This is a genomic window from Acinetobacter terrae (assembly GCF_002135195.1).
GTDB classification, from domain to species: Bacteria; Pseudomonadota; Gammaproteobacteria; order Pseudomonadales; family Moraxellaceae; genus Acinetobacter; species Acinetobacter terrae.
This window is the reverse complement of record NZ_NEGF01000008.1, coordinates 120,255-140,989: the sequence shown is the minus strand read 5'-3', so window position 1 is coordinate 140,989 and position 20,735 is coordinate 120,255. Positions and strand designations below refer to the sequence as shown.

Annotated in this window: 18 protein-coding genes; 6 read left to right on the top strand and 12 right to left on the bottom strand. The window is 40.3% G+C overall.

The annotated features are described in order from the left end of the window. Positions 1–22 precede the first annotated feature (22 nt). On the bottom strand, positions 23–511 hold the full coding sequence (locus B9T23_RS10545) for a YajQ family cyclic di-GMP-binding protein (protein WP_067723050.1): 489 nt from the start codon (positions 509–511) through the stop codon (positions 23–25). A gap of 91 nt (positions 512–602) precedes the next feature. On the opposite strand from B9T23_RS10545, the gene B9T23_RS10540 reads away from it, so the two are divergent. After that, complete coding sequence (locus B9T23_RS10540; protein ID WP_086194075.1) at positions 603–917, top strand: rhodanese-like domain-containing protein; 315 nt, start codon at positions 603–605, stop codon at positions 915–917. An 80-nt stretch (positions 918–997) separates the two neighbouring features. On the opposite strand, the gene mnmC is transcribed toward B9T23_RS10540, so the two are convergent. From mnmC to B9T23_RS10520, 4 genes are read right to left on the bottom strand one after another with little or no spacing between them, the layout of a single operon-like run. Continuing rightward, positions 998–2,908: an FAD-dependent 5-carboxymethylaminomethyl-2-thiouridine(34) oxidoreductase MnmC gene (gene mnmC / locus B9T23_RS10535; protein ID WP_086194074.1), complete on the bottom strand. Its 1,911-nt coding sequence runs from the start codon at positions 2,906–2,908 to the stop codon at positions 998–1,000. Positions 2,909–2,948: 40 nt separating this feature from the next. Further along, entirely contained in the window at positions 2,949–3,464 is a 516-nt protein-coding gene (locus tag B9T23_RS10530; RefSeq protein WP_067723044.1) for a hypothetical protein, read from the bottom strand. Between the two features lie 4 nt (positions 3,465–3,468). Further along, the gene (locus B9T23_RS10525; RefSeq protein WP_067723042.1) at positions 3,469–3,771 is read right to left on the bottom strand and encodes a YciI family protein; all 303 of its coding nucleotides are present in this window, start codon (positions 3,769–3,771) and stop codon (positions 3,469–3,471) included. A 26-nt stretch (positions 3,772–3,797) separates the two neighbouring features. Beyond that, positions 3,798–4,412: a septation protein IspZ gene (locus B9T23_RS10520; protein ID WP_067723040.1), complete on the bottom strand. Its 615-nt coding sequence runs from the start codon at positions 4,410–4,412 to the stop codon at positions 3,798–3,800. Positions 4,413–4,457: 45 nt separating this feature from the next. Between B9T23_RS10520 and B9T23_RS10515 the strand changes: the two genes are divergently transcribed. Then, the gene (locus B9T23_RS10515) at positions 4,458–5,309 is read left to right on the top strand and encodes a PHP domain-containing protein (protein ID WP_067723038.1); all 852 of its coding nucleotides are present in this window, start codon (positions 4,458–4,460) and stop codon (positions 5,307–5,309) included. Positions 5,310–5,390: 81 nt separating this feature from the next. Here the strand turns inward: B9T23_RS10515 and B9T23_RS10510 are convergent, their stop codons facing one another. Then, positions 5,391–6,302, bottom strand: coding sequence for a bestrophin family protein (locus B9T23_RS10510; RefSeq protein ID WP_067723036.1), 912 nt, complete (start codon positions 6,300–6,302; stop codon positions 5,391–5,393). A 72-nt stretch (positions 6,303–6,374) separates the two neighbouring features. Next, a complete protein-coding gene (gene radC / locus B9T23_RS10505; RefSeq protein ID WP_086194073.1) occupies positions 6,375–7,067 on the bottom strand; it encodes a RadC family protein in 693 nt (230 codons plus the stop codon). 112 nt (positions 7,068–7,179) lie between these two features. On the opposite strand from radC, the gene coaBC reads away from it, so the two are divergent. Both coaBC and B9T23_RS10495 read left to right on the top strand, forming a co-directional pair. Next, positions 7,180–8,445, top strand: coding sequence for a bifunctional phosphopantothenoylcysteine decarboxylase/phosphopantothenate--cysteine ligase CoaBC (gene coaBC, locus B9T23_RS10500; RefSeq protein WP_086194072.1), 1,266 nt, complete (start codon positions 7,180–7,182; stop codon positions 8,443–8,445). Positions 8,446–8,610: 165 nt separating this feature from the next. Then, the gene (locus tag B9T23_RS10495) at positions 8,611–8,988 is read left to right on the top strand and encodes a cytochrome b562 (RefSeq protein ID WP_086194071.1); all 378 of its coding nucleotides are present in this window, start codon (positions 8,611–8,613) and stop codon (positions 8,986–8,988) included. A 207-nt stretch (positions 8,989–9,195) separates the two neighbouring features. Here the strand turns inward: B9T23_RS10495 and dusA are convergent, their stop codons facing one another. From dusA to aspT, 3 genes are all read right to left on the bottom strand, one after another. After that, positions 9,196–10,227 (bottom strand): tRNA dihydrouridine(20/20a) synthase DusA, encoded by a 1,032-nt coding sequence (dusA, locus tag B9T23_RS10490; RefSeq protein WP_086194070.1) that lies wholly within the window; start codon positions 10,225–10,227, stop codon positions 9,196–9,198. An 892-nt stretch (positions 10,228–11,119) separates the two neighbouring features. Beyond that, positions 11,120–12,721, bottom strand: coding sequence for a bifunctional aspartate transaminase/aspartate 4-decarboxylase (locus B9T23_RS10485; protein WP_086194069.1), 1,602 nt, complete (start codon positions 12,719–12,721; stop codon positions 11,120–11,122). A gap of 54 nt (positions 12,722–12,775) precedes the next feature. Then, on the bottom strand, positions 12,776–14,458 hold the full coding sequence (aspT, locus tag B9T23_RS10480; protein WP_086194068.1) for an aspartate-alanine antiporter: 1,683 nt from the start codon (positions 14,456–14,458) through the stop codon (positions 12,776–12,778). A 1,153-nt stretch (positions 14,459–15,611) separates the two neighbouring features. Between aspT and B9T23_RS10475 the strand changes: the two genes are divergently transcribed. Then, positions 15,612–16,256: a HEPN domain-containing protein gene (locus B9T23_RS10475; RefSeq protein WP_086194067.1), complete on the top strand. Its 645-nt coding sequence runs from the start codon at positions 15,612–15,614 to the stop codon at positions 16,254–16,256. Between the two features lie 15 nt (positions 16,257–16,271). Here the strand turns inward: B9T23_RS10475 and B9T23_RS10470 are convergent, their stop codons facing one another. Beyond that, positions 16,272–17,459, bottom strand: a complete 1,188-nt coding sequence (locus B9T23_RS10470; RefSeq protein ID WP_086194066.1) for an MFS transporter — start codon at positions 17,457–17,459, stop codon at positions 16,272–16,274. Between the two features lie 227 nt (positions 17,460–17,686). Further along, complete coding sequence (locus B9T23_RS10465; protein ID WP_086194065.1) at positions 17,687–18,613, bottom strand: DMT family transporter; 927 nt, start codon at positions 18,611–18,613, stop codon at positions 17,687–17,689. A gap of 986 nt (positions 18,614–19,599) precedes the next feature. Here B9T23_RS10465 and B9T23_RS10455 point away from each other — a divergent pair. Further along, positions 19,600–20,727: a Re/Si-specific NAD(P)(+) transhydrogenase subunit alpha gene (locus B9T23_RS10455; protein WP_086194063.1), complete on the top strand. Its 1,128-nt coding sequence runs from the start codon at positions 19,600–19,602 to the stop codon at positions 20,725–20,727. The last annotated feature ends 8 nt before the right edge of the window (positions 20,728–20,735 follow it).

The following is a 20,735-nucleotide window of genomic DNA, read 5'->3' as shown; positions in this document are numbered from 1 at the left end:
GACTTTTTATTGCATCAATGCATTAATCTTTAAAGTTATTAAACTGCAAAGGCACACCAAATTGTTGTTCTTTTAAGAATGCCATAATTTGTTGCAAAGTATCGCGCTTCTTGTCAGTTACACGAATCTTGTCGCCTTGAATAGAAGATTGCGCTTTAATGCCGCTTTCTTTAATGGCTTTATTAATTTTTTTTGCAGTATCAGAGTCAAGACCATCTTTAAGCTTAATCACTTGAATGACATTTTTACCTGAAGCGGTCATTTTTTGTGGATCAAGCGCTTGAATATCAACTTTACGTTTAAAGAAATGATTTTCCAGCATGCTATACACCTGTTCACATTGGAAATCACTTTCTGTGGTAATCTTGATTTCTTTATTTTTTTCACTTAATTCAATAGAAACGTCTTGGCCACGGAAGTCAAAACGTGTCGCAATTTCTTTTTGCGTGTTTTGAACAGCATGATTTACTTCAAAAATTTCTAATTCAGATACAATATCGAAAGAAGGCATGGTTTAGACCTTTACAAAGGGAAAGAATATCTGAGATGCTAGGGATGTTTTCTTCATTTGCCAAGTGTTGTTTACATCAAAGGAGTGCACAATGATCCGTAAGCAAGAAATTACAACATTTGAGTTCCCAGAAAATGCGGTTATCTGGGATGTTCGTGATACAAAAGCCTTTGCTGAAGGTCATGTAAAAGGTGCTGTCAATCAGCCCATAGATGACTTAAGTGCAGACAGCTTAACTCAGGTGGAGTCGGATCAGCCCATTTACATTTTATGTGGTGGCGGTAGTAAAGCACCACGTGCTGCTGAAAAGTTAGATAGCTTGGATAGCTCACGTGAGTATGTTGTATTGATGGGTGGCACTCGTGCTGCACGCGATGCAGGATTCCCTTTAGAACAGGGCGCTTAAGAAAAAAGCACCGTAAGGTGCTTTTTTAATGGCTAAAAAATGAATTTCGCTCAATCCCTCTTGGTATAAAGAGGGATTTTTTATTTTGCTGGTTTTTGATAGTAAGGCTTTTTCGGTTTTACTTTTTTAATAAAGCGTCGCGGATTGAGTTTATTCACCCAATATGAAGTCAGCGGACAAGCCTCACCTAAAATTTGAGCAGCCAAAACCTCGCTACAAAGAGGCGCAAATAAAAAGCCTTTAGAACCTAAGGCGGTAAAGGTATAGATTTCCGCATTGGGCTGAATTTTTCCAAGTAAGGGGAAATAGTCCGGGCTTTGTGTCCGTACCGAGGCACGACCTTGCCAGGTTTCAACAGGCGGCAAAGATTGCGCATAATTCGGAAAGATACTGTGGATCAATGAATAGTTATGTACATGATCTTCAGTTAAGACTTCATCGTCATCTCGATCCGGATAAAATGAAGCCCCTAAAATTAGATGCTGCTCATCTAACTGCATGCAATAACCACCGTAGCTATACGCCTGTTCAGGCTGTAACGGCTGATTCGTATTATTCACCCAACTGACTTGTCCGCGATTCGGTTTAAGTTTTGGGAATTGTTGCGCAAAGTTTTTACTGTTCAGGGCCGCACAAACAATCACGTGATCAAACTCACCCAAACATTGTTGCTTGATGTCGATCACTTGAATGTTAGATTCAGTCTTTAATTTAACGATTTCCGCTTGCTGAAATTGAATAACAGGATGCGCTAAAATTTGATCGCGTAATTGATGCGGTGAAACCGTACCCGCTTGTAATAATTTTAAGCTCGGAAATTCAGTTTCAAGATCACTTTGATTGACTTGTTCCGCAAATACCCCGGGTGGATATTGCCCTACAAGTTCAAGTAAATCATCGTCCTGTTTAAGCGCCAATTGGTTCACCTGAATCGGGCGAAAAGCCTTAAATTTTTGATAATGCGGAATGGCATATTGCCATGCCAAAGTCACCAAATGCTCAGCACTTTGCTCAATGCGACCTAATCTGGGGTTGAGTAATGCTAGTGGATTGCCAGAGGCTCCTGCAAGAGGCGCTGATTGGTCGTAAATCGTGATTTGATGACCACGTCTGGCAAAGGCGTAGGCACAACTTAAGCCGGCTATTCCTGCGCCAATAATCGCAATTTTACGTTGTTTAAATGCTGAAGCTAAATTTATTAATTCAGATTGTTCTGTCTCTGTGGCTTTTGATGTAGGGGCTTGTTGATCTTTAGCTTCTGGATGATTCCAGATTGCTGTGAGCATCTGACGTTTATGCTTAAAACCGGGTGGGAGAGAAATCGTAATTCCATGCTCGCTTAAACCACGTTTTAAAATACCCGCCACACTAAAAGAGGCAAAGGTCGTTCCATAGTCAGACAGTCGGACAACATGACTTAAAATATTATCTTGCCAGAGATCGGGATTGCAAGCAGGTGAGAAGCCATCTAAAAACCATGCATCTACGGCTTTGGTTTTGGCAATGGCAGGCAAGACATCATTGGCATCACCCAGCCATAAATCTATGGAAAAACGATCGTCAGGGAAGTTCAGTCGGTGACAGCCGGCAATTGGCAGTGGGTATTGCTCGATCAGCTGTTGGGCTAAAGGTTGTAGTTCAGGCCAGACCTTGAGTGCGCGAATGAAATCAGCTTTGCTGAGTGGAAATTTTTCCACGCTGATCAAGTGTAGATGACTTCGGTTGTTGGGACGAACCTGTTGCCACATTTGCCATAACGCTAAAGCATTTAAAGCGGTACCAAAACCGGTTTCGCCGACACAAAAATATTCAAAATCTTGCAGCTTTGCCAAACGTGTTGCGAGGTCATTACCATTCAAAAAGACATGTCGGGTTTCGAGTAAACCATTGTCCCTAGAAAAATAGATATCCCCAAACTGTTTGGAGACAGGAATATCAATTCCATCAACACATTGCCAATCAAGATCGGCAGTCTGAATTGCGCTAGACAAAACCTAAACAACCTTTAAAACAAAAATAGATAGAGATGTTTTACCACTGACGACGACGTTTGGTATAGACATAACTTGCAATCAAGAATCCCAACAAGACACCGATTGCAATGGTCGCAGCACCGTATAAAAACATTTGCGCACTACGTTCACTTTGTAAAACTTGAACTTGAACGCCCAAGCTATCATTTTTCAATTGCAGTTCTTGATTTTGCGATAACGCATCTAAATTGGCTTTTTCCAATTGTTGTAAACGGGTCGCCTGATCCTTAACTAAGGCTTTAACTTTGGCCTCTTGCAACGCTTTATTTTTCGCAATTTGTTCTGCTGTTAAAGGTTTTGCATCTTGTGGTAGACCGTTGGCGTCAACGCTACCAGCAGCAGGAACAGTGCCGGATTGATTTGCAGGCAACGTTTGTGGTTTTTGGGTCTGTGGCGGTGGTGTTGCAGCCGTTGCTTGAGTAGCAGGTGCCGGAGCAACAGGAGCGGTTTCTACCGCCCATGCAGTTGAACAGATAAGAGATAAACCCAATAAGCTTGAAACAACAACGCGCATGATTTTATCCTTGAGGGAACGCTTTATTAAAAGGTTTCACATCAATATGACCGTATACGCCTTCTTTTAAGAAAGGCTCTTCTTGTAGCCATGCATCAAGCGCTTCACGAGATTCAAAGTCAACAATAATGGTACTGCCATAGAAACCTGCTTGTGGATTGCTCGGATCTTTCGGCATGGCACCCGCAACAATTAAGCGACCTTGATCATTTAATTTTTGTAGACGTTCAAGATGTTGTGGGCGTGTAGCAAGACGTTTTTCTACTGTACCTTCGTTATCTGTACAGCTTACGACGAATAAAGGCATATTCTTTCTCGATCTGTTGACCTAAATTATTCTTCAGGCGACTTAAAATATTTGCGCAAGACAATAAACTGAATAATGATAAAGGAAAACATCACAATCATGTCACCAAATGCAGTGAATTCGCCCCAATATTTTCCACCTAAAAATAAAAAAGCGAAGAAAATATGCAGGCAGGACATGAATATGAACATTGCAGCCCAGGCAAAGTTTAAATTTTTCCAGCCTTTTGTCGTTAAATTGAAAATTGGACCAAATAAACGCTGAATTAGCGGTTTCTTGTCTTTCATAAAATACGGTGAAAGTAAGAATGCACCTGCGAAGATAATATTTAAAAGGACAGCTTTCAAACGAATATAAAAATCATCGCTGAGCATTAAAGTGACGCCACCAAAAATTACCGTCATAAACAACACAATCCATTGTTGTTTGTCTAAACGGAATTTTTGTATAACAAACAAAGCCCCATATACCACAAGCATGGAAATAATCAGGCCAGTGGTTGCAACCAAAATATTATTGTTATCTATACCGCCTGCAGAACCAATCAATTGAAGCAACGGATGCTCAGTATCTTTGGGATCAACGGTTTTATATAAATAAAAGAAAATAATGAGTGGCACAAAGTCTAAAAGTGCTTTCATGTTAGAGTATCTAAATCTGATCAAATAAATGACGTAGTATAAGTGATGCAAGGCGTAGATTTACATACACACAGTAATATTTCTGATGGAACTTTATCTCCAGAACAACTTGTGCATGCAGCCATTGAAAAAGGTATTCATACCCTTGCGCTGACTGACCACGATACTATGGATGGCGTAAAATTAGCTGAAAAAGTCGCATTAGATTTACCATTGAACATTATTTCAGGTGTGGAAATTTCCAGTCAATGGTCACGACCGGCAACTCAAAAAAGTTATGGGGTACATATTGTTGCCTTAAATATGCAAAATCCAGAGCCCTTGCAGATTTTACTGGAACAACAAAAACAGATTCGCGCCATTCGCGCCAAACAGATTTGCGATTTGCTGATTCCACTGATTGGTCAGGACATTTATGCAGATGTGATTGTCAAAGTGGATGGCATTGCAGATCGGATCACCCGCACCCATATTGCCAAAACCTTAGTCGAAAAAAAGATTGTGAACCGCCCGCAACAAGCTTTCGATAAATATATAAAAGAAGGTAAAAAAGCTTACGTGAAATTTGATGGGCTGGGTTTGGAAGAAACCATTAAGGTGATTCAGGCAAGCGAAGGCTATGCCGTGCTGGCGCATCCGACCAAATATGATTTATCAGCCACCAATATTCGCTATTTGATTGAGATCTTTGCTAAATTCGGTGGAGATGCGGTTGAACTTCCTCCAGCGATTGAACCTGCGTCTACACGTCATATGGTTGATCGTATGATTGCAGAATTTGATTTAAAAGTTTCTGTCGGTAGCGATTTTCATGGCGATCATATGCCGTGGATTCGATTGGGCAATATTCCACGGCTCAAAGAAGGGCAAGTGGGGATTTGGGAGAGTTTTGTTTAGTTATTCCCTCATCCCAACCTTCTCCCAGAGGGAGAAGGAGTTCCCTCTCCTTATAGGAGAGGGCTAGGGAGAGGTAATAAATTAAAGCAAATTATGATCCTGCGCCTGAATCGGTGGAGGAGTCGGTTTACCCAAGGTTCCCAACAGTTCAATTTCAATGGTACGTACCATTGAATCTAAAGGTAAATCATTACTTTGCGTACCAAACGGTTCTTCAATTTCTGAGCTGAGCGCATCTAAGCCCAAAAAGGTATAAGCCAAAATACCGACCATTAAGGGTGTTGCTAAACCTAGGGTCGAGCCCAAACTAAAAGGCAACATGAAACAGAAGAAATACACGGTACGATTGAGCAGAACCGAATAGGCAAATGGCAAAGGCGTGGTCGCAATACGGTCACAACCGGTTTGAACCAGACTCAGTTCAGCGACATGCTGGTTCATTTGCATATAAATAATATCGGAAATTTCACCTTCTTTAAGGGCTTGCATTAATTCCCACTGAATCAAACTCAAGGTGTATTGCGGAGCATTGGCTTGTTGGTAAAGCTGAGTTAAAGCCTGCTGGCTCATACCACTGGTTTCAACCAATGCCATTTGATTTGCAGTTTGATGACGTAAACGATCACGCAAAACATTGGCAAACACAATCACATGCTGAATCACACGTTCACGGCGGCCTTGGCTGAGCATACGACAATCGCGGTCAAAGTGCCGGGCATTGGCAATCAGCATGCCCCAAAGTTTACGCGCTTCCCACCAGCGGTCATAACAGGCTGTATTTTTAAAACCCAGAAAAATGGACAGCACTACCCCAATGAGGGTAAAGCCAACTAGGGGAAGTTCTGGAAAGTGAAAATAACCAATATAAGATAATCCACCAATCACGGCAGAAATGAGCATGACCACGCCTAAAGGTGGCAAAACCTTGGGCAGAATGGTTCCACGCCAAGAAAATAGCAGCCTAAATATACTAGGTTGGTCACGCACAATCATATTATTAGTATCATCAAAATTTTTATTGATCTTCAGTGTTAGCAGGGGTTTTGTCAATATTTGTTACATTTATTATTGGGGCTGAATTAGACCATGTTCTGCAAACGAGTAGCTCCCTTCGGGTGAAACAATACAATGATCTATTAAGTTGATTTCTAATAAATGACAGGCCGTTGAAATACGCTGGGTTAACTGAATATCTGCATCGGAAGGCAGTGGCATACCAAAAGGATGGTTATGCGCAATCACGATGCTACTTGCATGTTGATTAATTGCATGACGAGGCAATTGATTAATCGAAATTTCACACGAATTTAAGGAACCATAGAACATTTTTTTAAAGCTTATTTTTCTTAAATGGACATCCAGGCAAAGCACTGCAAAAACTTCCTGAGTTTCACCCAGCAATTCAAATCTCAAAAAATCCAATAAAGCTTTTAAGTGACTCAATTCAATTTTTTCTTGTTTTAAATGTTGCGAAATATAACGCCGTCCCAGTTCTTTTACTGCCATCAGCTGTGCATATTTGGTTTCGCCAATGCCATGAAACTGGCTTAAATCCTGAAGTGTGGTATCAAAAATAGGATTTAATCCGCCAAAATGCTGCAATAGTATGCGTGACAGTTCAACAGCGGAATGTTGCCTGGAACCGGAACGTAAAAAGATTGCCAGCAGTTCTGCATCTGACAAACTTGATGCACCTTGTTGAATCAGTCTTTCGCGTGGACGTTCTTGTTCTGGCCAATGTTTGATCGATGAATTCATTTTCTTAGACTTTTTTATTATGAGTGAGAGTAATTAGACCCAAGTGCTGACTTGGGCATGACTTTATTTAATGATATTGTGAGCGCCACTGCAACACAAAGGTAGCCTGTTTGTGAGCTTCGATTTGAGTGTGATTCCAAATAAAAACATTGTTTTAGCTGTAACTGGTGGTATCGCGGCCTATAAAAGTGCCATTTTAGTCCGTCGCTTAAAAGATGCGGGCTTCAATGTCCGTGTGGTGATGACGCAAGGTGCGCAAGCATTTATTACGCCGCTAACCTTCCAGGCCTTGTCGGGAAATCCGGTACATACTGAATTACTCAATCCTGAAGCCGAAGCGGGCATGGGGCATATTGAATTGGCACGTTGGGCCGATTTATTACTGGTTGCGCCTGCAAGCTGTGACACTTTAGCGAAATTTGCTGCGGGTTTGGCAGATGATTTATTAAGTACTTTATATTTGGCAACCAAATCTCCAGTTTGGGTGGCTCCTGCCATGAATCAGCAAATGTGGGCAGCCAAAGCCACACAGCGTAATTTAAATACGCTGGTTGAAGATGGCGTACATGTGATTATGCCGGATGCAGGTTCACAAGCTTGTGGTGATGTCGGTTTGGGGCGTATGCCTGAGCCGGAAGATTTAGCACGACAAGTGACTGAATACTTCCATAAAGCACAACGTGCCATTGCCGAAAAATTTGGCATGTTAGCAGGAAAACATGTAGTGGTTACTGCGGGACCGACCCGTGAAGCGATTGATCCAGTCCGTTATATTTCCAACCATAGTACTGGGAAAATGGGCTTTTCCTTGGCAGCTGCCTGTTATGCAGCAGGTGCAAAAGTGACATTGATTGCCGGACCTGTCAGCCTGGATACACCGAATGGTGTACGCCGGATTAATGTTTCCTCTGCGGTACAAATGCTGGAAATCAGCATGAAAATGCTTGATGAAGGTTGCGATATCTTTATTGCAACTGCTGCGGTGGCAGATTATCGCGTAGCAGAAGTTGCCGAACATAAAATTAAAAAAGCCGGTGATGAGCTGAACGTTTCTTTAATTAAAAACCCAGATATTGTGGCGACCATTGCACAGCAGCAAAAACGTCCATTTATGGTTGGATTTGCAGCGGAAACCCGTAATGTCGAAGAATATGCAGCCGGTAAACTGGTTGCGAAAAAACTCGACATGATTGCCTGTAATGATGTATCACGGGCAGATATTGGTTTTGCCTCTAATGAAAATGCCATGATTGTGTTCTTTGCCGAGCAGTATCAAATGCAGAAGCGTGATCTGGAAAAAGCTTCAAAGCAGGAAATTTCGCAGCAGCTGGTGGAAGCGATACATGATGCTTTGCACCATGAAATAGAGCCGGTTTAAAAAGCTAAGATCATTGATTAAAATGCAACGAATCCGTTGCATTTTTTATGGAATTTACACTATGTTTAAGGCTTAAAATGCAAATGTTCAGAACAATTAAATAGCAACAATAACAACTGCAATAATAATCACCATTTTTAAATGGATCTTTAAAAGGACATCAACATGATCGAAAAAACTTTAATCACAGTGATGCTTTCTGTCGCTTTGTCGTTCAGCAGTCTGAGTTTCGCAGCCAAGATTGAACAGAATATGGATACGCTTGCCAAAAATTTTAAAGTGTTTAACAAAGCAGAGAATCAGAATGATGCACTACAAGCGCTGGATAATATGAAGGCTGCAGCTTTGGATGCAAAAAAAGTGAAATTAAAAAGCCATGATGCAAAAGCACCAAGCTCAGATACTTTATATACTCAATTGCTGGCAGAGATTAATAAAACCAGACTATTGGTTCAAGCCGGTAAATTAGATCAGGCTAAAGTAGAAGGTAAAAAAATTGCTGCGGTTAAAGAACTGGGACATGCTGTTTACAATCATCACTGATTTTATGCATATTCATCATTCAGAGAAATGAATGCTAAAAACCTAGATTAAGCTGACAGTTTTCCTATTTTTTAGTGACTGTCATGTGAAGCTGTCAAAATATTTTTCATTGGGCAACATATAATGACAGCTGAAGAATCAAGATTCAAAAAAATGCCAGCCCATTTCTGAATGGACTGGCATTGCTGATCACGAGAAAGCTTACAATTAATTTGAAGCCAGATCACTCTGATTTTCTTTTAAATAATCTTCAGTACGTTGCATCGCTTCCTGAATATTGATTAACGCCGTTTCCACATCTTTTAGGGTTTTAGCATTGCCACCACTTAAAGCCTGACGCCATTTTCGTGCACCCGGCAGGTTCTGGAATAAACCCAAAATATGACGGGTAATAATGGAAAGCGGGGCACCTTCTTCCATGCGCTTGGCAATATACGGCATCATTTGCGCCATAATATCAAAACGATCTGGAGCTTCTAAATTCCAGAGTTGCCCAAGTTCAGCCAGTAGATACGGGTTGTGATAGGCTTCACGACCAATCATCACACCATCCACATGTTTTAAATGCTCTTGCGTTTCAGCCAGGGTTTTGACCCCACCGTTAACCTCAATCAGCAGGTTGGGACGATCTTGCTTTAAACGATAGACATCTTCATAACGCAAAGGAGGAACATCGCGGTTTTCTTTCGGCGATAAACCCTGAAGCAAGGCAATACGTGCATGTACGATAAAGTTGTCACAACCGGTTTGGGCAACAGTGTCGACAAAATGCAGCATTTCTTCATAAGATTGCATGTCATCAATACCGATACGGTGTTTCACCGTAACCGGAATGTCTACCGCATTGCGCATTTCAGCAATACATTCCGCCACCAAGTCAGGCTCTGCCATTAAACAGGCACCAATTTTATTGTTTTGTACGCGGTCGCTTGGGCAGCCGACATTCAGGTTAACTTCATCGTAACCCCAGTCTTGCGCCATCTTGCTACAGGTCGCTAAATCCTTCGGATTTGAACCGCCAAGCTGCAACACAATTGGCTGTTCTTCATTATTAAAGTCCAGATGACGTTTAGCATCGCCATGAATGATGGCACCCGTCGTCACCATTTCAGTGTACATAATGATGTTTGGATTAAACAGGCGAGCAAAAAAACGATAGTCACGAGTTGTCCAATCCATCATCGGCGCGACACTGATTCGTGGAGATTGAGTGGTTTCAATGGTTTTGGTGAGAGTCATTAAAAAATCATGCCTTTAATCATTGTTGTGCAACCTGCGAAAACCTATATTTAGGTAGAGGAAACATTTTGCATTTAGCGCTAAATTTTACACCATAATTAAAAAATAATTCATGCTATAAATTATCAAGATTATTAGGGCTAGGAAAGAAGCATCTGGAAGCGTTAGTTAACTGTCATGCAGCGATTTAGATCAATCGAAAAGGCTTTCCATTTACTTTGAAAGAACAACATTTCCTTCAAAAAGAGAAGGAAAATTGACTTAAAAGAGCAGCCAAAATTCAAGAAAATCCTGATATTTTAACAGGAAAGAAAAACCAAATAGACTTAACCTGTCAAACGCATAGATAAGTATAGGACTGAAGAGAGGGAGTCATGACCGAATAACAAAACAATGGCATATGCTGCTCTCAATCAAGAAGTCACCCATCAGGTGCAATATCATTATAAAAATAGAACCAGTAGATTTAACTGAGTACAATGATTGAAGCGAAGGGGGAATGCTAACTTTTACCCATTTTTAAGTTATGCCGCTGCACCTTCTAAATGAAGAACAATATGGCATTTGAATAAAAATGTTTTTTAATATCAATATTGTAATAAATTGATTTTCTTGTATGGGTTATAGGTCGTCAAGGATATCAATTATTTTCTAGGTTGACTGTATTTAGAAAATCGCTGAGAAAGGGAAAGCTAAAAAAATTCTTTGGCAATTATTACCTCCTAAAAAAGATCAATGAGATCTTTTTTAGGAGAGATGTCCAAAGTATTTCATTTTTGATCACAATTTCAGTTTCCTTGGAGGAACGATCATTTATTTACTAAAGAATCAGAGATGTGACCAAGTTAAAATCAGGAGCTCAGATTTGATCTAGATACAATTCATCTGAATATTATTTTTTCTTTTTGCTCACTTTTTTGTATTCCTCATAGGCTTCAGCAGCCAGATTACGCAAAGACATTCCTATCGCGGCATATTGATATTCATTCAAATTTGCCAATGATGCACGGGCCGAAGGATGTTGAACCCCGAAACCTGAACCAGGCAAGAGCACCACACCAGTTTCATCAGCGATCCGGAATAACAGCTCAGTTGGATTTTTGTTTTTCATAATCCAGTCTGCAAACTCATCACCATATAAAGTACGCGCCGTATTTTCTAGATTTACCAAGGTGTAGTAATTAACAGTATTTGGGTCTTGAGGAATATCTACACCCAATTGTCGATACAGTGCTGCATCCCGTTCACGTATTACCGATTTAACTGCTTTTTTATAGCTTTGACGAGAATCCATCATATTAAATAAGGCAAAAAGTACCATCTGTACTTGCTGAGGTGTGGATAATCCTGCAGTGTGATTTAATGCTACATTTCGACTATCGGCAACCATTCGGTCGATAAATTTGATACTTGAGGGGTCGGTTGTAAGTGATGAATAACGTTCTTCAAGCTCTTTTTTATCCTTATTGGAAAGTGCCGCAATTTTTTGATCCAGAACATTATTTTTGGAGAGTGCAATGACGCCAAGACGCCAACCTGTAGCTCCAAAATATTTCGAGAAAGAATAGACCAGAATGGTGTTGTCGGGGCACATTGCAAATAATGAGGTAAAATTATCCGCAAATGTTCCATACACATCATCGGTCAAAATAATCAGGTCAGGACGTTTTTTGACAATATCTGCGATGATGGCCAGACTCTCATCATTTATTTTCACTGAAGGTGGATTACTCGGATTGACCAGAAAGAATGCTTTAATAGATGGATCTTCTAATTTACGCAATTCAGATTCCGGATATTGCCAGTCAAGATTTGCATCGGCTTGAATCATGACTTCTTCAAGCTGATAATCATTGAGTTTAGGAATTTCAATATAGGGGGTAAAAATAGGGGTACCTAGGGCAATGCGATCACCATTTGAAATTATCTTATTTTCTTTTAATGAGTTAAAGATATAGGCCATTGCAGCAGTACCACCCTCAACTGCAAACAGGTCTAGTCCTTCTTTAGACATATTTTGTACGCCCATTTCACGCAGTACATATTCTTTAATAATTTTTTCACTGATTATGAGCATTCGGTCAGGAACAGGATAATTACAGCCTAGAATACCTTCGACCATTTCAAGCAAGAAAGCGTCAGGGTCTAGTCCCAGCTGATCACGTATATATGAAATTACTTTACCCAGAAAAACGACACCGGGCTTATCGCGATTTCCTAAAATAAATTGCTCAAAGCGCGATTGCAATCCTTGTGAACGGGGAAATCCGCCTAGACCTTCAGGCATATACGAAAACGAGAATTCTGATTCAGTAGCAGCAAATAAACCGAGTTGAAAAAAGGCACGACGTGGAATAGTGGCAAGAAAGTTTGGATTTCCGCGGCCTGCATTCAGCATCATGCGATCAGTACGGCTTGTTGCCAAAGTAATCAGTTCATCTTTGAGTTCAAAGGGACTGAGTTTTGAATATTTTGAGTAATCAGTGTTTCCCATGGGAAATCTCCAAAATTATTGTGAACCGGATAAATTTGAAATTTATAGATTTATTTATGCAAGACCCACAATGAATGGACCAAGCAAAGTCAAAAATACATTTGCTAATGCATAAGTAATGGCAAATGGAACTGTTGGAATAGAGTTTCCGGCTTTATCTAGGACACCACCAAAAGCAGGATTGGCACTTCGGGCACCTGCTAATGCACCGGCCATAACTGCGACATTGTCATAACGGAGCACGTAGCGTGCAAAGAGCATGGAGAGAATGAGGGGTACGACTGTTACCACCACACCGATCAGAAAGAGGGACAGGCCACTTTGTTTAATGGTTTGAATGGCTTGTAATCCAGATTGCAGACCAACGGCAGCAACAAATCCTGCTAAGCCTAAATCTCTGAGAAGCTGCGAGGCAGCTAAAGGCATATTGCCATTCACTTGGTTTCGGCTATGCAGCCAGCCGAATAACAGACCAGATAAGAGGGCACCCCCACCAGCACCAAGAGTTAGAGGGATATCGCTAATACGAACAACCACTAAGCCTATTAGCAAACCGACTACTAACCCTGCTCCGTGGAATACCCAATCTGTTTTTAAGCTTTGGGGGATAGCTCGACCCGCTTCTTTAACCAGCCGGTCAAGATCATTTTTTGTGCCATAGACAGTGACGACATCGCCTTGAAGGAGAACCGTATTATCATCTAAGGTTTGTACTTCATTACCACGCTTAATCGAGAGTACATAAATGCCATGTTTCAAATAATCAGGCGTATTGGCTTTAATGTCTCCAAGGGTGCGATTGAGGTATTTTGAATTTCTGAGAACCACATCTGTGGTATCCATGACCATTTCCATGCCCTGGGAAGATTCCAGTTCTGGACCAATATTGTCAGCAATGGAAACGATACCGGCTCTACGACCGACCACAAGAATGACATCATCTGTCTGGAGCGTAGTTTCTGGAGTTGCATCGATTAGTTCACCGTTACGTTTAAGCCGTTCAATGGTAATAGGTACCTTTGACTCAAGTTCTGCAAGGGTTTGTCCTGAGGCCTGCTGGATTTTATAAATACGACCAACAATTTCAGGCATGGCAAGTTCTTGACTTGGTGCCAGTTGAAAAGCGCCTTTTAGCTGTTCAGCTTGCGCCTTTAATGCATCGTCATGAATTTCTCGACCCATAAATTTTGGCAAGATATTCACACAGATAATAATTGCACCGAGAGAGCCGAAAATATAGGTTACGGCATATCCAATCGCGACATTAGCTTGAAGCCTCTGAATCTCAGCAGTTGGTAAGTCTAGCCGGGAAATCGCATCGCCTGCTGTACCAATAATTGCAGATTGGGTCATCCCGCCCGCTGCAAGCCCTGCTGCTAGTCCCTTATCCAGCTGGAAAACCTTCGCCATCACTAAAACGGTAATGAGTCCACAAACTGCCATAAATACCGCTAATAGAATTTCTTTGAGAGATTTCGGTCCAAGTGATTTAAAAAATTGGGGACCGCTTTCGAAACCAACTGCATAAATAAACAGAGCGAAAAGTATGGCCTTAACACCATTGTCGACCGGTACACCAATAAGACTGAGAACAACAGCGGCAAGTAATGAACCAGCAACACCGCCGAGTTGGAATTTACCAAATTGAAATTTGCCAATCCAAAAGCCTATTGCTAAAGATAAAAACAATAGAATTTCAGGACTATGTTTTAATTCACCTTGTAGCCATTCAATCATTTCATGGACTCACTATTATTATTTAATCTATTCTTGATTTGAAATTTATTTTTTACTTTTTTAAAGTACTATGTTGAATTGTAATAATGCAAATAAATGAGTTTTTATTTCAATTCATATTAATCAGTAGGTTGGTAATTTATATATTTTTTAAAAGTAATTTTTTTATATTGAATTACATTTTAGAACAAAACGTGATTTTTATTTAAATATATGTTTTATTTGGTGATATGCTGTTTTTAAATAAAAACTTTTTTATATATAATTCATAAGACATTGTAATTGTTGTATTTCTAAAATAGATGTTTAAAAAAATAATATATTAATTTTCAAGTATTATGACCTAATTGTTACTATATGTTTAATAGGTTTTTTTTGATGCTTTTGAGACTGTTAATTTTATTGAATTTTAAAATAAATATTCATTAAATTTATTTGGTTTTAATTGGCGGTTGAGTGTATTGATTAATATATAAGGTTGAGTTTTTGAATGTTTAATTATTTTTTTTAATGGGTGAGGGATATTGGTTATTAATCTTCTAAATACATAAATTTTAATACTAAAAAAATGATTAAATATAAAATTAATTTAGCATCAGCTTAAGCTGATAATCCTGTAGTTTGAATGATGAGCTTTTTTCGGATGACCAACTTGATAAGCATATAAAAAACCTAAATCCCCAAGCTATATATTTAAGTAAGTAGACAGCAATATCGCGAGCTTTACGAAACACAAAATAACTTTTTTCTTTGAATAAACTATCTGTTTATATAAGTAATTAAAAATAATAATTTATTTTTAATATCTCATCCGTTATTGATGCCTTACTGATTGGTAATCAAAGTCTATTTTCGCAAATATATTTTGATCAATTCTTCAGAAGCTACTCCATTAACACAATGCAAGAAAGCAGGAGCGAGCGATGCCCTTACTGCTTTGATATGAAGTTATTTTACTAAAGCCGAATTGGATGACACTGTAAAAAGAGGGTGTCATACGAGCTTAAATCAAAAAAACAAGCTAGTCATTAGCTCGCTGTTCAAACCAATGATATGAGGTAAAAAATAAAATTGGAATTCCCAGTCATTTCTGAATGGTATATTTTGATAGTTAAAAGATAGATAAAAAACGATAGAAATAAGGAGAACAAGCATGTTGTTATTGGAGGAAATTTATAAAAGCTATAAAGCACAAAATTCAGCACATTTTAATTTAAGAATTCATCGTGGCTTAGGCTGGTTTAAAAAAGCCTTGGAGCTGGATCAGGACTTGGATTTTAAATTTATCAGTCTGTGGATCAGCTTTCATGCCATTTATGCAGATGAGGGAGACATCATTTTAGCTCCAGCAAAGTTGCATCAGTTTCTAGAAACCCTTTGCCAAAAGGATCTGGATCAGAAAATTAATCATATTATATGGGAAAAATACAGTCAGCCGATCCGGTCACTATTGGATAATTCATATGTAGATCAGAGCTTTTGGGATTATCGCAATCAGAAAATTAGCCTGGAAAGCTGTCAGGCAGCCCTCGAAAGTCAGAAACAACGAATACAGGATGCCTTGCAGGAGCGAAATTCTGTCGAAATTTTAAAGATGATATTTCATCGTTTATATACATTACATCATCAGCTAATGCATGGCGGGATCACTTATCATAGTTCGCTTAATCACAAGTCATTTGAGGAAAGCTGCCGGATTTTGGCAGTTTTATTGCCCGTATTTATCTGCATTTTACTGGAAAATGCTAAAGCTCTTGATCTGAATAAGCCTTTCTATCCTGCAGTTCAAGTCAGCTAAATGTACGCTCTACCATCATGCCGCTGTTCGCGCATGATGCCATTGATCCACTAAAGCAAATACGCTGGCGCAAAGAGCTAGGCCAAGTCCTGCGATACAGGTCATGCTCCACCCACCATGGTGCCATGTATAAACACCGAGTGCAGAACCACAGGCACCGCCAATAAAATACAGGGTCATATAAAGTGAATTGACCCGGGATTTGGCATCCGGGCGTAAGCGAAAAATCACGTTCTGGTTACAGCTATGCGTGATCGCCAAACCTAAATTAATCAGTCCATAGCCCAGAATATAACTCAATAAAGACATCGTACCAAAATAAAGAAATAGCCAGCTACCGATCAGGATAGAACAACCGATCCAGCTCAGTATTTTGATATGGCCACGATCAGCCCATTTACCAATCAGCTGAGTCGAAAGCGCGCCAAACACACCGACCAGCGTGACCAGACCGACCATGACATCAGAAAGCTGAAAGGGTTTTTGGGTGAGCAACAGGGCAATGGTAGAGAACAGCATACTCATGGCGGCAAAGGCGAACGCTCCTGTAAGCGAGCGCAACATCAGGCGTGGTTCCTGTTTTAATAATATCGCCATGGATTTAAAAATTGCCGCATAGCTTATTCTTAGACGTGGCAGACTCGGCAATTTACCTTTCAAATAGAAACTTAAGCCCAGCATGGCGATGCCACTGACCACATAGATCATTTTCCAGTGAAACAGGTCGGAAAGTAATCCTGCAATACTGGTCGAGAGCAGAATACCGACCAGCAAACCGCTCATCAGGAAGCCGACCACTTCTCCTGTTTTTTCCGGTTTCACCGCCATGGTGGCCAAGGGAATCAGAATCTGTGCAGCCACAGAAAAAAGCCCTGCAATAATGGTTCCAATCCAGAGCATCGGCAGATTCACAGCACTGGCGCAAATAAATAAGCCCACGGCTGCACCCAGCATAAGAAAGGGAATGAGTTTACTTTTATTCAGCATGTCACCCAAAGGCACAATAAACAGTAAACCCAATGCATAGGAGATCTGGGCAAAGGTGACGGTCAGTGCCACTTGAGATTCAGGAACCTGATAATACTGCTGAATCGATGAAATCAAAGGCTGACAGTAATAATTTGCTCCTGCACATAAACCACACGCAATAGCCATTAGCCATAACAAAGATTTATCTTGGCTAATGTCGAGAGAAGTGTTCATAAAAGTCCCTTGCTTAAGGTTTTAGCGGAAATCAGCAGTTGCTTCATTTCAATGTGCAGACCGAGTATAGCAAGACACGGAACAGGATTTGGCACACAGGCAGGCGAAAACAGATCTTTCCCACAGTATTCCATTGCCCGTATTCAAAACTATCATTTTGGGAGACTATGAATATCTCTCTAAAAATTCTTAAAATTGTCGTATCCACAGCATTTTGCTGAATCAGCTTAGTGGGCGAGTTTCTTTTTCGATAAGGTAATCATCATCACACCGACAATATTCAAGGCACAGCCGAACCATTGAATCGAATTCATTTTTTCACCCAAGAAAAAGGTGGCCAAAATAATGGTCAGAATAGGGCCAATCGATGCAATCATGGCAGATTGTGAAGCACCTAAGCGCTCAATACTCTGCATTAATAATACTGTAGGTAAAACCGTGACCATAAAGCCCAGTCCAACGCCATACCAAATTACGGAACTGGGTAACTGTGCAAGTAAGCCAATCGGATTCGGGATTGCAATTAAATAATGGGTCAGTGTGCCAATACAGGCAATGCTCAGCGCAAGACCGGTAAAGTTCCATGAACCGAATTTCTGAATCAGGCGTGGAGTCAATAACAGATAGCTTGCAAATGCCACAGCACTGGCAAAGACCAAACTCGCACCCAGCCAGAAATTACTTTGATGCGGAACATTGCTTTGTTCCTGCAGCATCACAATCACCGTACCGCCATAACTGAGCAAAATCGCAAACAGACTTTTAAAGCTTAACCGTTGTTTATAGATGATGCTTGAAGCCAGAACCGTCATCGTCGGGTATAAAAATAAAATAATCCGTTCCAGTGAGGCACTGATATACATGAGGCCGGCGAAATCCAGCCAGCTTGCAAGGTAATAACCAATCAAGCCTGCAAGGATCAGTAAACCCCAGTCTTTACTGCTCAGGTTTTTACTCTGGTGTCGACTGAACCAACAAATGATAAGGAAAAAAGGCAGCGCACTGGCCATTCTTAAAGCCATCAGAACGGTGCCATCGACCAGCGGGGATAGCGCATAAGTTTGTTTAATAAAAATAGCTTTGGTACTAAACAAAAAAGCGGCACAAACAGCGAATAATGAACCTAATTGTATTCTTGTTAGACTCAGTTTCATTTTACCTACTTGGAATGTGCTTTAAATATGAAAGATAAGGCGTGGAAATGTGAATTATAAAGTTTTTGGGAGACGAGGTGAAATGCAAAAATATGATGCTTAAGATTCCAATTCGGAATGAATCCTTTTTTATGGGTTTCATTTATTTCAAGAAAGCAGCGCTAAAAATAAAGGCAAGACTCAATTGAATGAAGATTCTTTACAAAGATCCGATAAATGAGCTGAATGTGCAGTAGAAAAAAAATAAAACGCCAAAAATGGATGGTTTTAATCAGTAAAAATAGCGATATTGAGGTGAATACTTGATGTTTGCCCTAAAGTGGTGCGAAAAACAGTCAGTTAGGGAGAGATACGATCAAATCATCATCAAGCGAAATGGTCAGCAAAAAAAATTAACTATTTTTTTGAGCTCATTAGACTTATGGAGAATAAGACTGGGTGGATAAAAATAACAATTGAAATTGAGAACAACAGAGATCAGGTGCGATTTACTTTGCAGCTTTTTTTTTAGAAATGAGCTTTTAGAAAAGAGATAAATTTTCTGCTGAATTAGGCTGTTTATCATGTCACTTTAGTCAGTCTGATTAAAAGTAGCACCTAAACAGGTTAGTTAAGCCCTAAATAGGGGCATCTTTAAGTTGTCGTTTTATTTATGCTAAAAGCTGGAATTGTCAGAATGATCAATTCAAATTTTTTAAATCATGCTAAAAAATCACCATCAGCGCTTAAATACAAAAAATTAAAAAGTGTCGCGATGATATTTAAGCGGATAAAAGCAATTTTAATTAAAGCGAAACCAATAAATGCTATATCGTATGATTATTTTTATGAATCACCAGTTCAGAATATGGGTATTTATTAAATAAATATTGGGTGGTAATTTAAAAAAGTTCAATTAGAATCCAGAAATTCAACAAAAATGCATCCAGGGGGAAACATTGCTAACCGCAATGTTTACTTAAGAAAAATTAGCTTGAGGAAGGCTCATGCAGATCGGAATCCCAACCGAAACTGTTGTCGGTGAAAATCGTGTGGCAGCAACGCCAGAAACAGTAAAGAAGTTGATCAGTGCTGGTCATACAGTGGTCATTGAACGTAGAGCAGGTGTTAAAGCCGCTTATATTGACAGTGCATATGAACAAGTCGGTGCCAAAATTACGGATGATGCCTATACCGGCAGTCAAATTATTTTGAAAGTTCGTGCGCCTAAAGGTGACGAAATTCAAAAGCTTGCTCCAAATACCGCTGTAATTGCGATGTTTGACCCGTACCGCAATACTGAACTTGACCAATTTGCATCCGCGCAGGTGTCTGCATTTGCTTTAGAGCTTTTACCCCGGACGCTTTCCCGCGCACAAAACATGGATGTATTGTCTTCGCAAGCCAACTTGGCCGGTTATAAATCGGTGCTTTTGGCAGCGGCAGAATACCAGCGCATGTTCCCGATGCTTATGACCGCTGCAGGTACGGTTAAACCTGCCCGTGTAGTCATTATGGGTGTCGGTGTTGCAGGCTTGCAAGCAATTGCAACTGCGAAGCGCTTGGGTGCTGTGGTTGAGGCAACCGATTTACGTCCAACAGCTCGCGATCAGGTTGAGTCTTTAGGCGGTAAATGGTTAGACGTGCCCATGTCTGACGAAGAAAAGCAGAAAGCTGCCGATGCTGCTAAAAACGGTTATGGATGGATGCCAGGTGAGCAATACATCAAAGACCAGGCAGCGATTGTCGACAAAGCTGTTTCCAATGCTGACATCGTGATTACCACTGCACTGTTACCGGGCCGTGATGCACCGCGTTTAATTCGTGCTGAAACGGTTGCCAAAATGAAACCGGGTTCAATCATCCTCGATATGGCGGTTGAATCAGGCGGTAACGTTGAAGGTTCTAAGTGCGGTGAGAATGTAGTGACTGATAATGGCGTGACCATTTTAGGCATTCCAAATATCCCGGCAACAGTTGCGACTGAAGCTTCGGCACTTTATGCACGTAATGTCTTTAATTTCCTGGAAACTCTTTTTGATCAAGACAAAAACTTTGTCCTTAATCCAGAAGAAGAAATTCAAAAAGCGCTACTCGTCGCTCATGGCGGCCAAGTGCTGTTAAAGCGTGGTTAAGGAGATAG

Bases quoted from the DNA above. Each gene is read 5' to 3' on its own strand.
- B9T23_RS10545 (WP_067723050.1), bottom strand. From the start codon at position 511: ATGCCTTCTTTCGATATTGTATCTGAATTAGAAATTTTTGAAGTAAAT.
- B9T23_RS10540 (WP_086194075.1), top strand. From the start codon at position 603: ATGATCCGTAAGCAAGAAATTACAACATTTGAGTTCCCAGAAAATGCG.
- B9T23_RS10530 (WP_067723044.1), bottom strand. From the start codon at position 3,464: ATGCGCGTTGTTGTTTCAAGCTTATTGGGTTTATCTCTTATCTGTTCA.
- B9T23_RS10525 (WP_067723042.1), bottom strand. From the start codon at position 3,771: ATGCCTTTATTCGTCGTAAGCTGTACAGATAACGAAGGTACAGTAGAA.
- B9T23_RS10520 (WP_067723040.1), bottom strand. From the start codon at position 4,412: ATGAAAGCACTTTTAGACTTTGTGCCACTCATTATTTTCTTTTATTTA.
- B9T23_RS10515 (WP_067723038.1), top strand. From the start codon at position 4,458: ATGCAAGGCGTAGATTTACATACACACAGTAATATTTCTGATGGAACT.
- B9T23_RS10510 (WP_067723036.1), bottom strand. From the start codon at position 6,302: ATGATTGTGCGTGACCAACCTAGTATATTTAGGCTGCTATTTTCTTGG.
- radC (WP_086194073.1), bottom strand. From the start codon at position 7,067: ATGAATTCATCGATCAAACATTGGCCAGAACAAGAACGTCCACGCGAA.
- B9T23_RS10495 (WP_086194071.1), top strand. From the start codon at position 8,611: ATGATCGAAAAAACTTTAATCACAGTGATGCTTTCTGTCGCTTTGTCG.
- dusA (WP_086194070.1), bottom strand. From the start codon at position 10,227: ATGACTCTCACCAAAACCATTGAAACCACTCAATCTCCACGAATCAGT.
- B9T23_RS10485 (WP_086194069.1), bottom strand. From the start codon at position 12,721: ATGGGAAACACTGATTACTCAAAATATTCAAAACTCAGTCCCTTTGAA.
- aspT (WP_086194068.1), bottom strand. From the start codon at position 14,458: ATGATTGAATGGCTACAAGGTGAATTAAAACATAGTCCTGAAATTCTA.
- B9T23_RS10475 (WP_086194067.1), top strand. From the start codon at position 15,612: ATGTTGTTATTGGAGGAAATTTATAAAAGCTATAAAGCACAAAATTCA.
- B9T23_RS10470 (WP_086194066.1), bottom strand. From the start codon at position 17,459: ATGAACACTTCTCTCGACATTAGCCAAGATAAATCTTTGTTATGGCTA.
- B9T23_RS10465 (WP_086194065.1), bottom strand. From the start codon at position 18,613: ATGAAACTGAGTCTAACAAGAATACAATTAGGTTCATTATTCGCTGTT.
- B9T23_RS10455 (WP_086194063.1), top strand. From the start codon at position 19,600: ATGCAGATCGGAATCCCAACCGAAACTGTTGTCGGTGAAAATCGTGTG.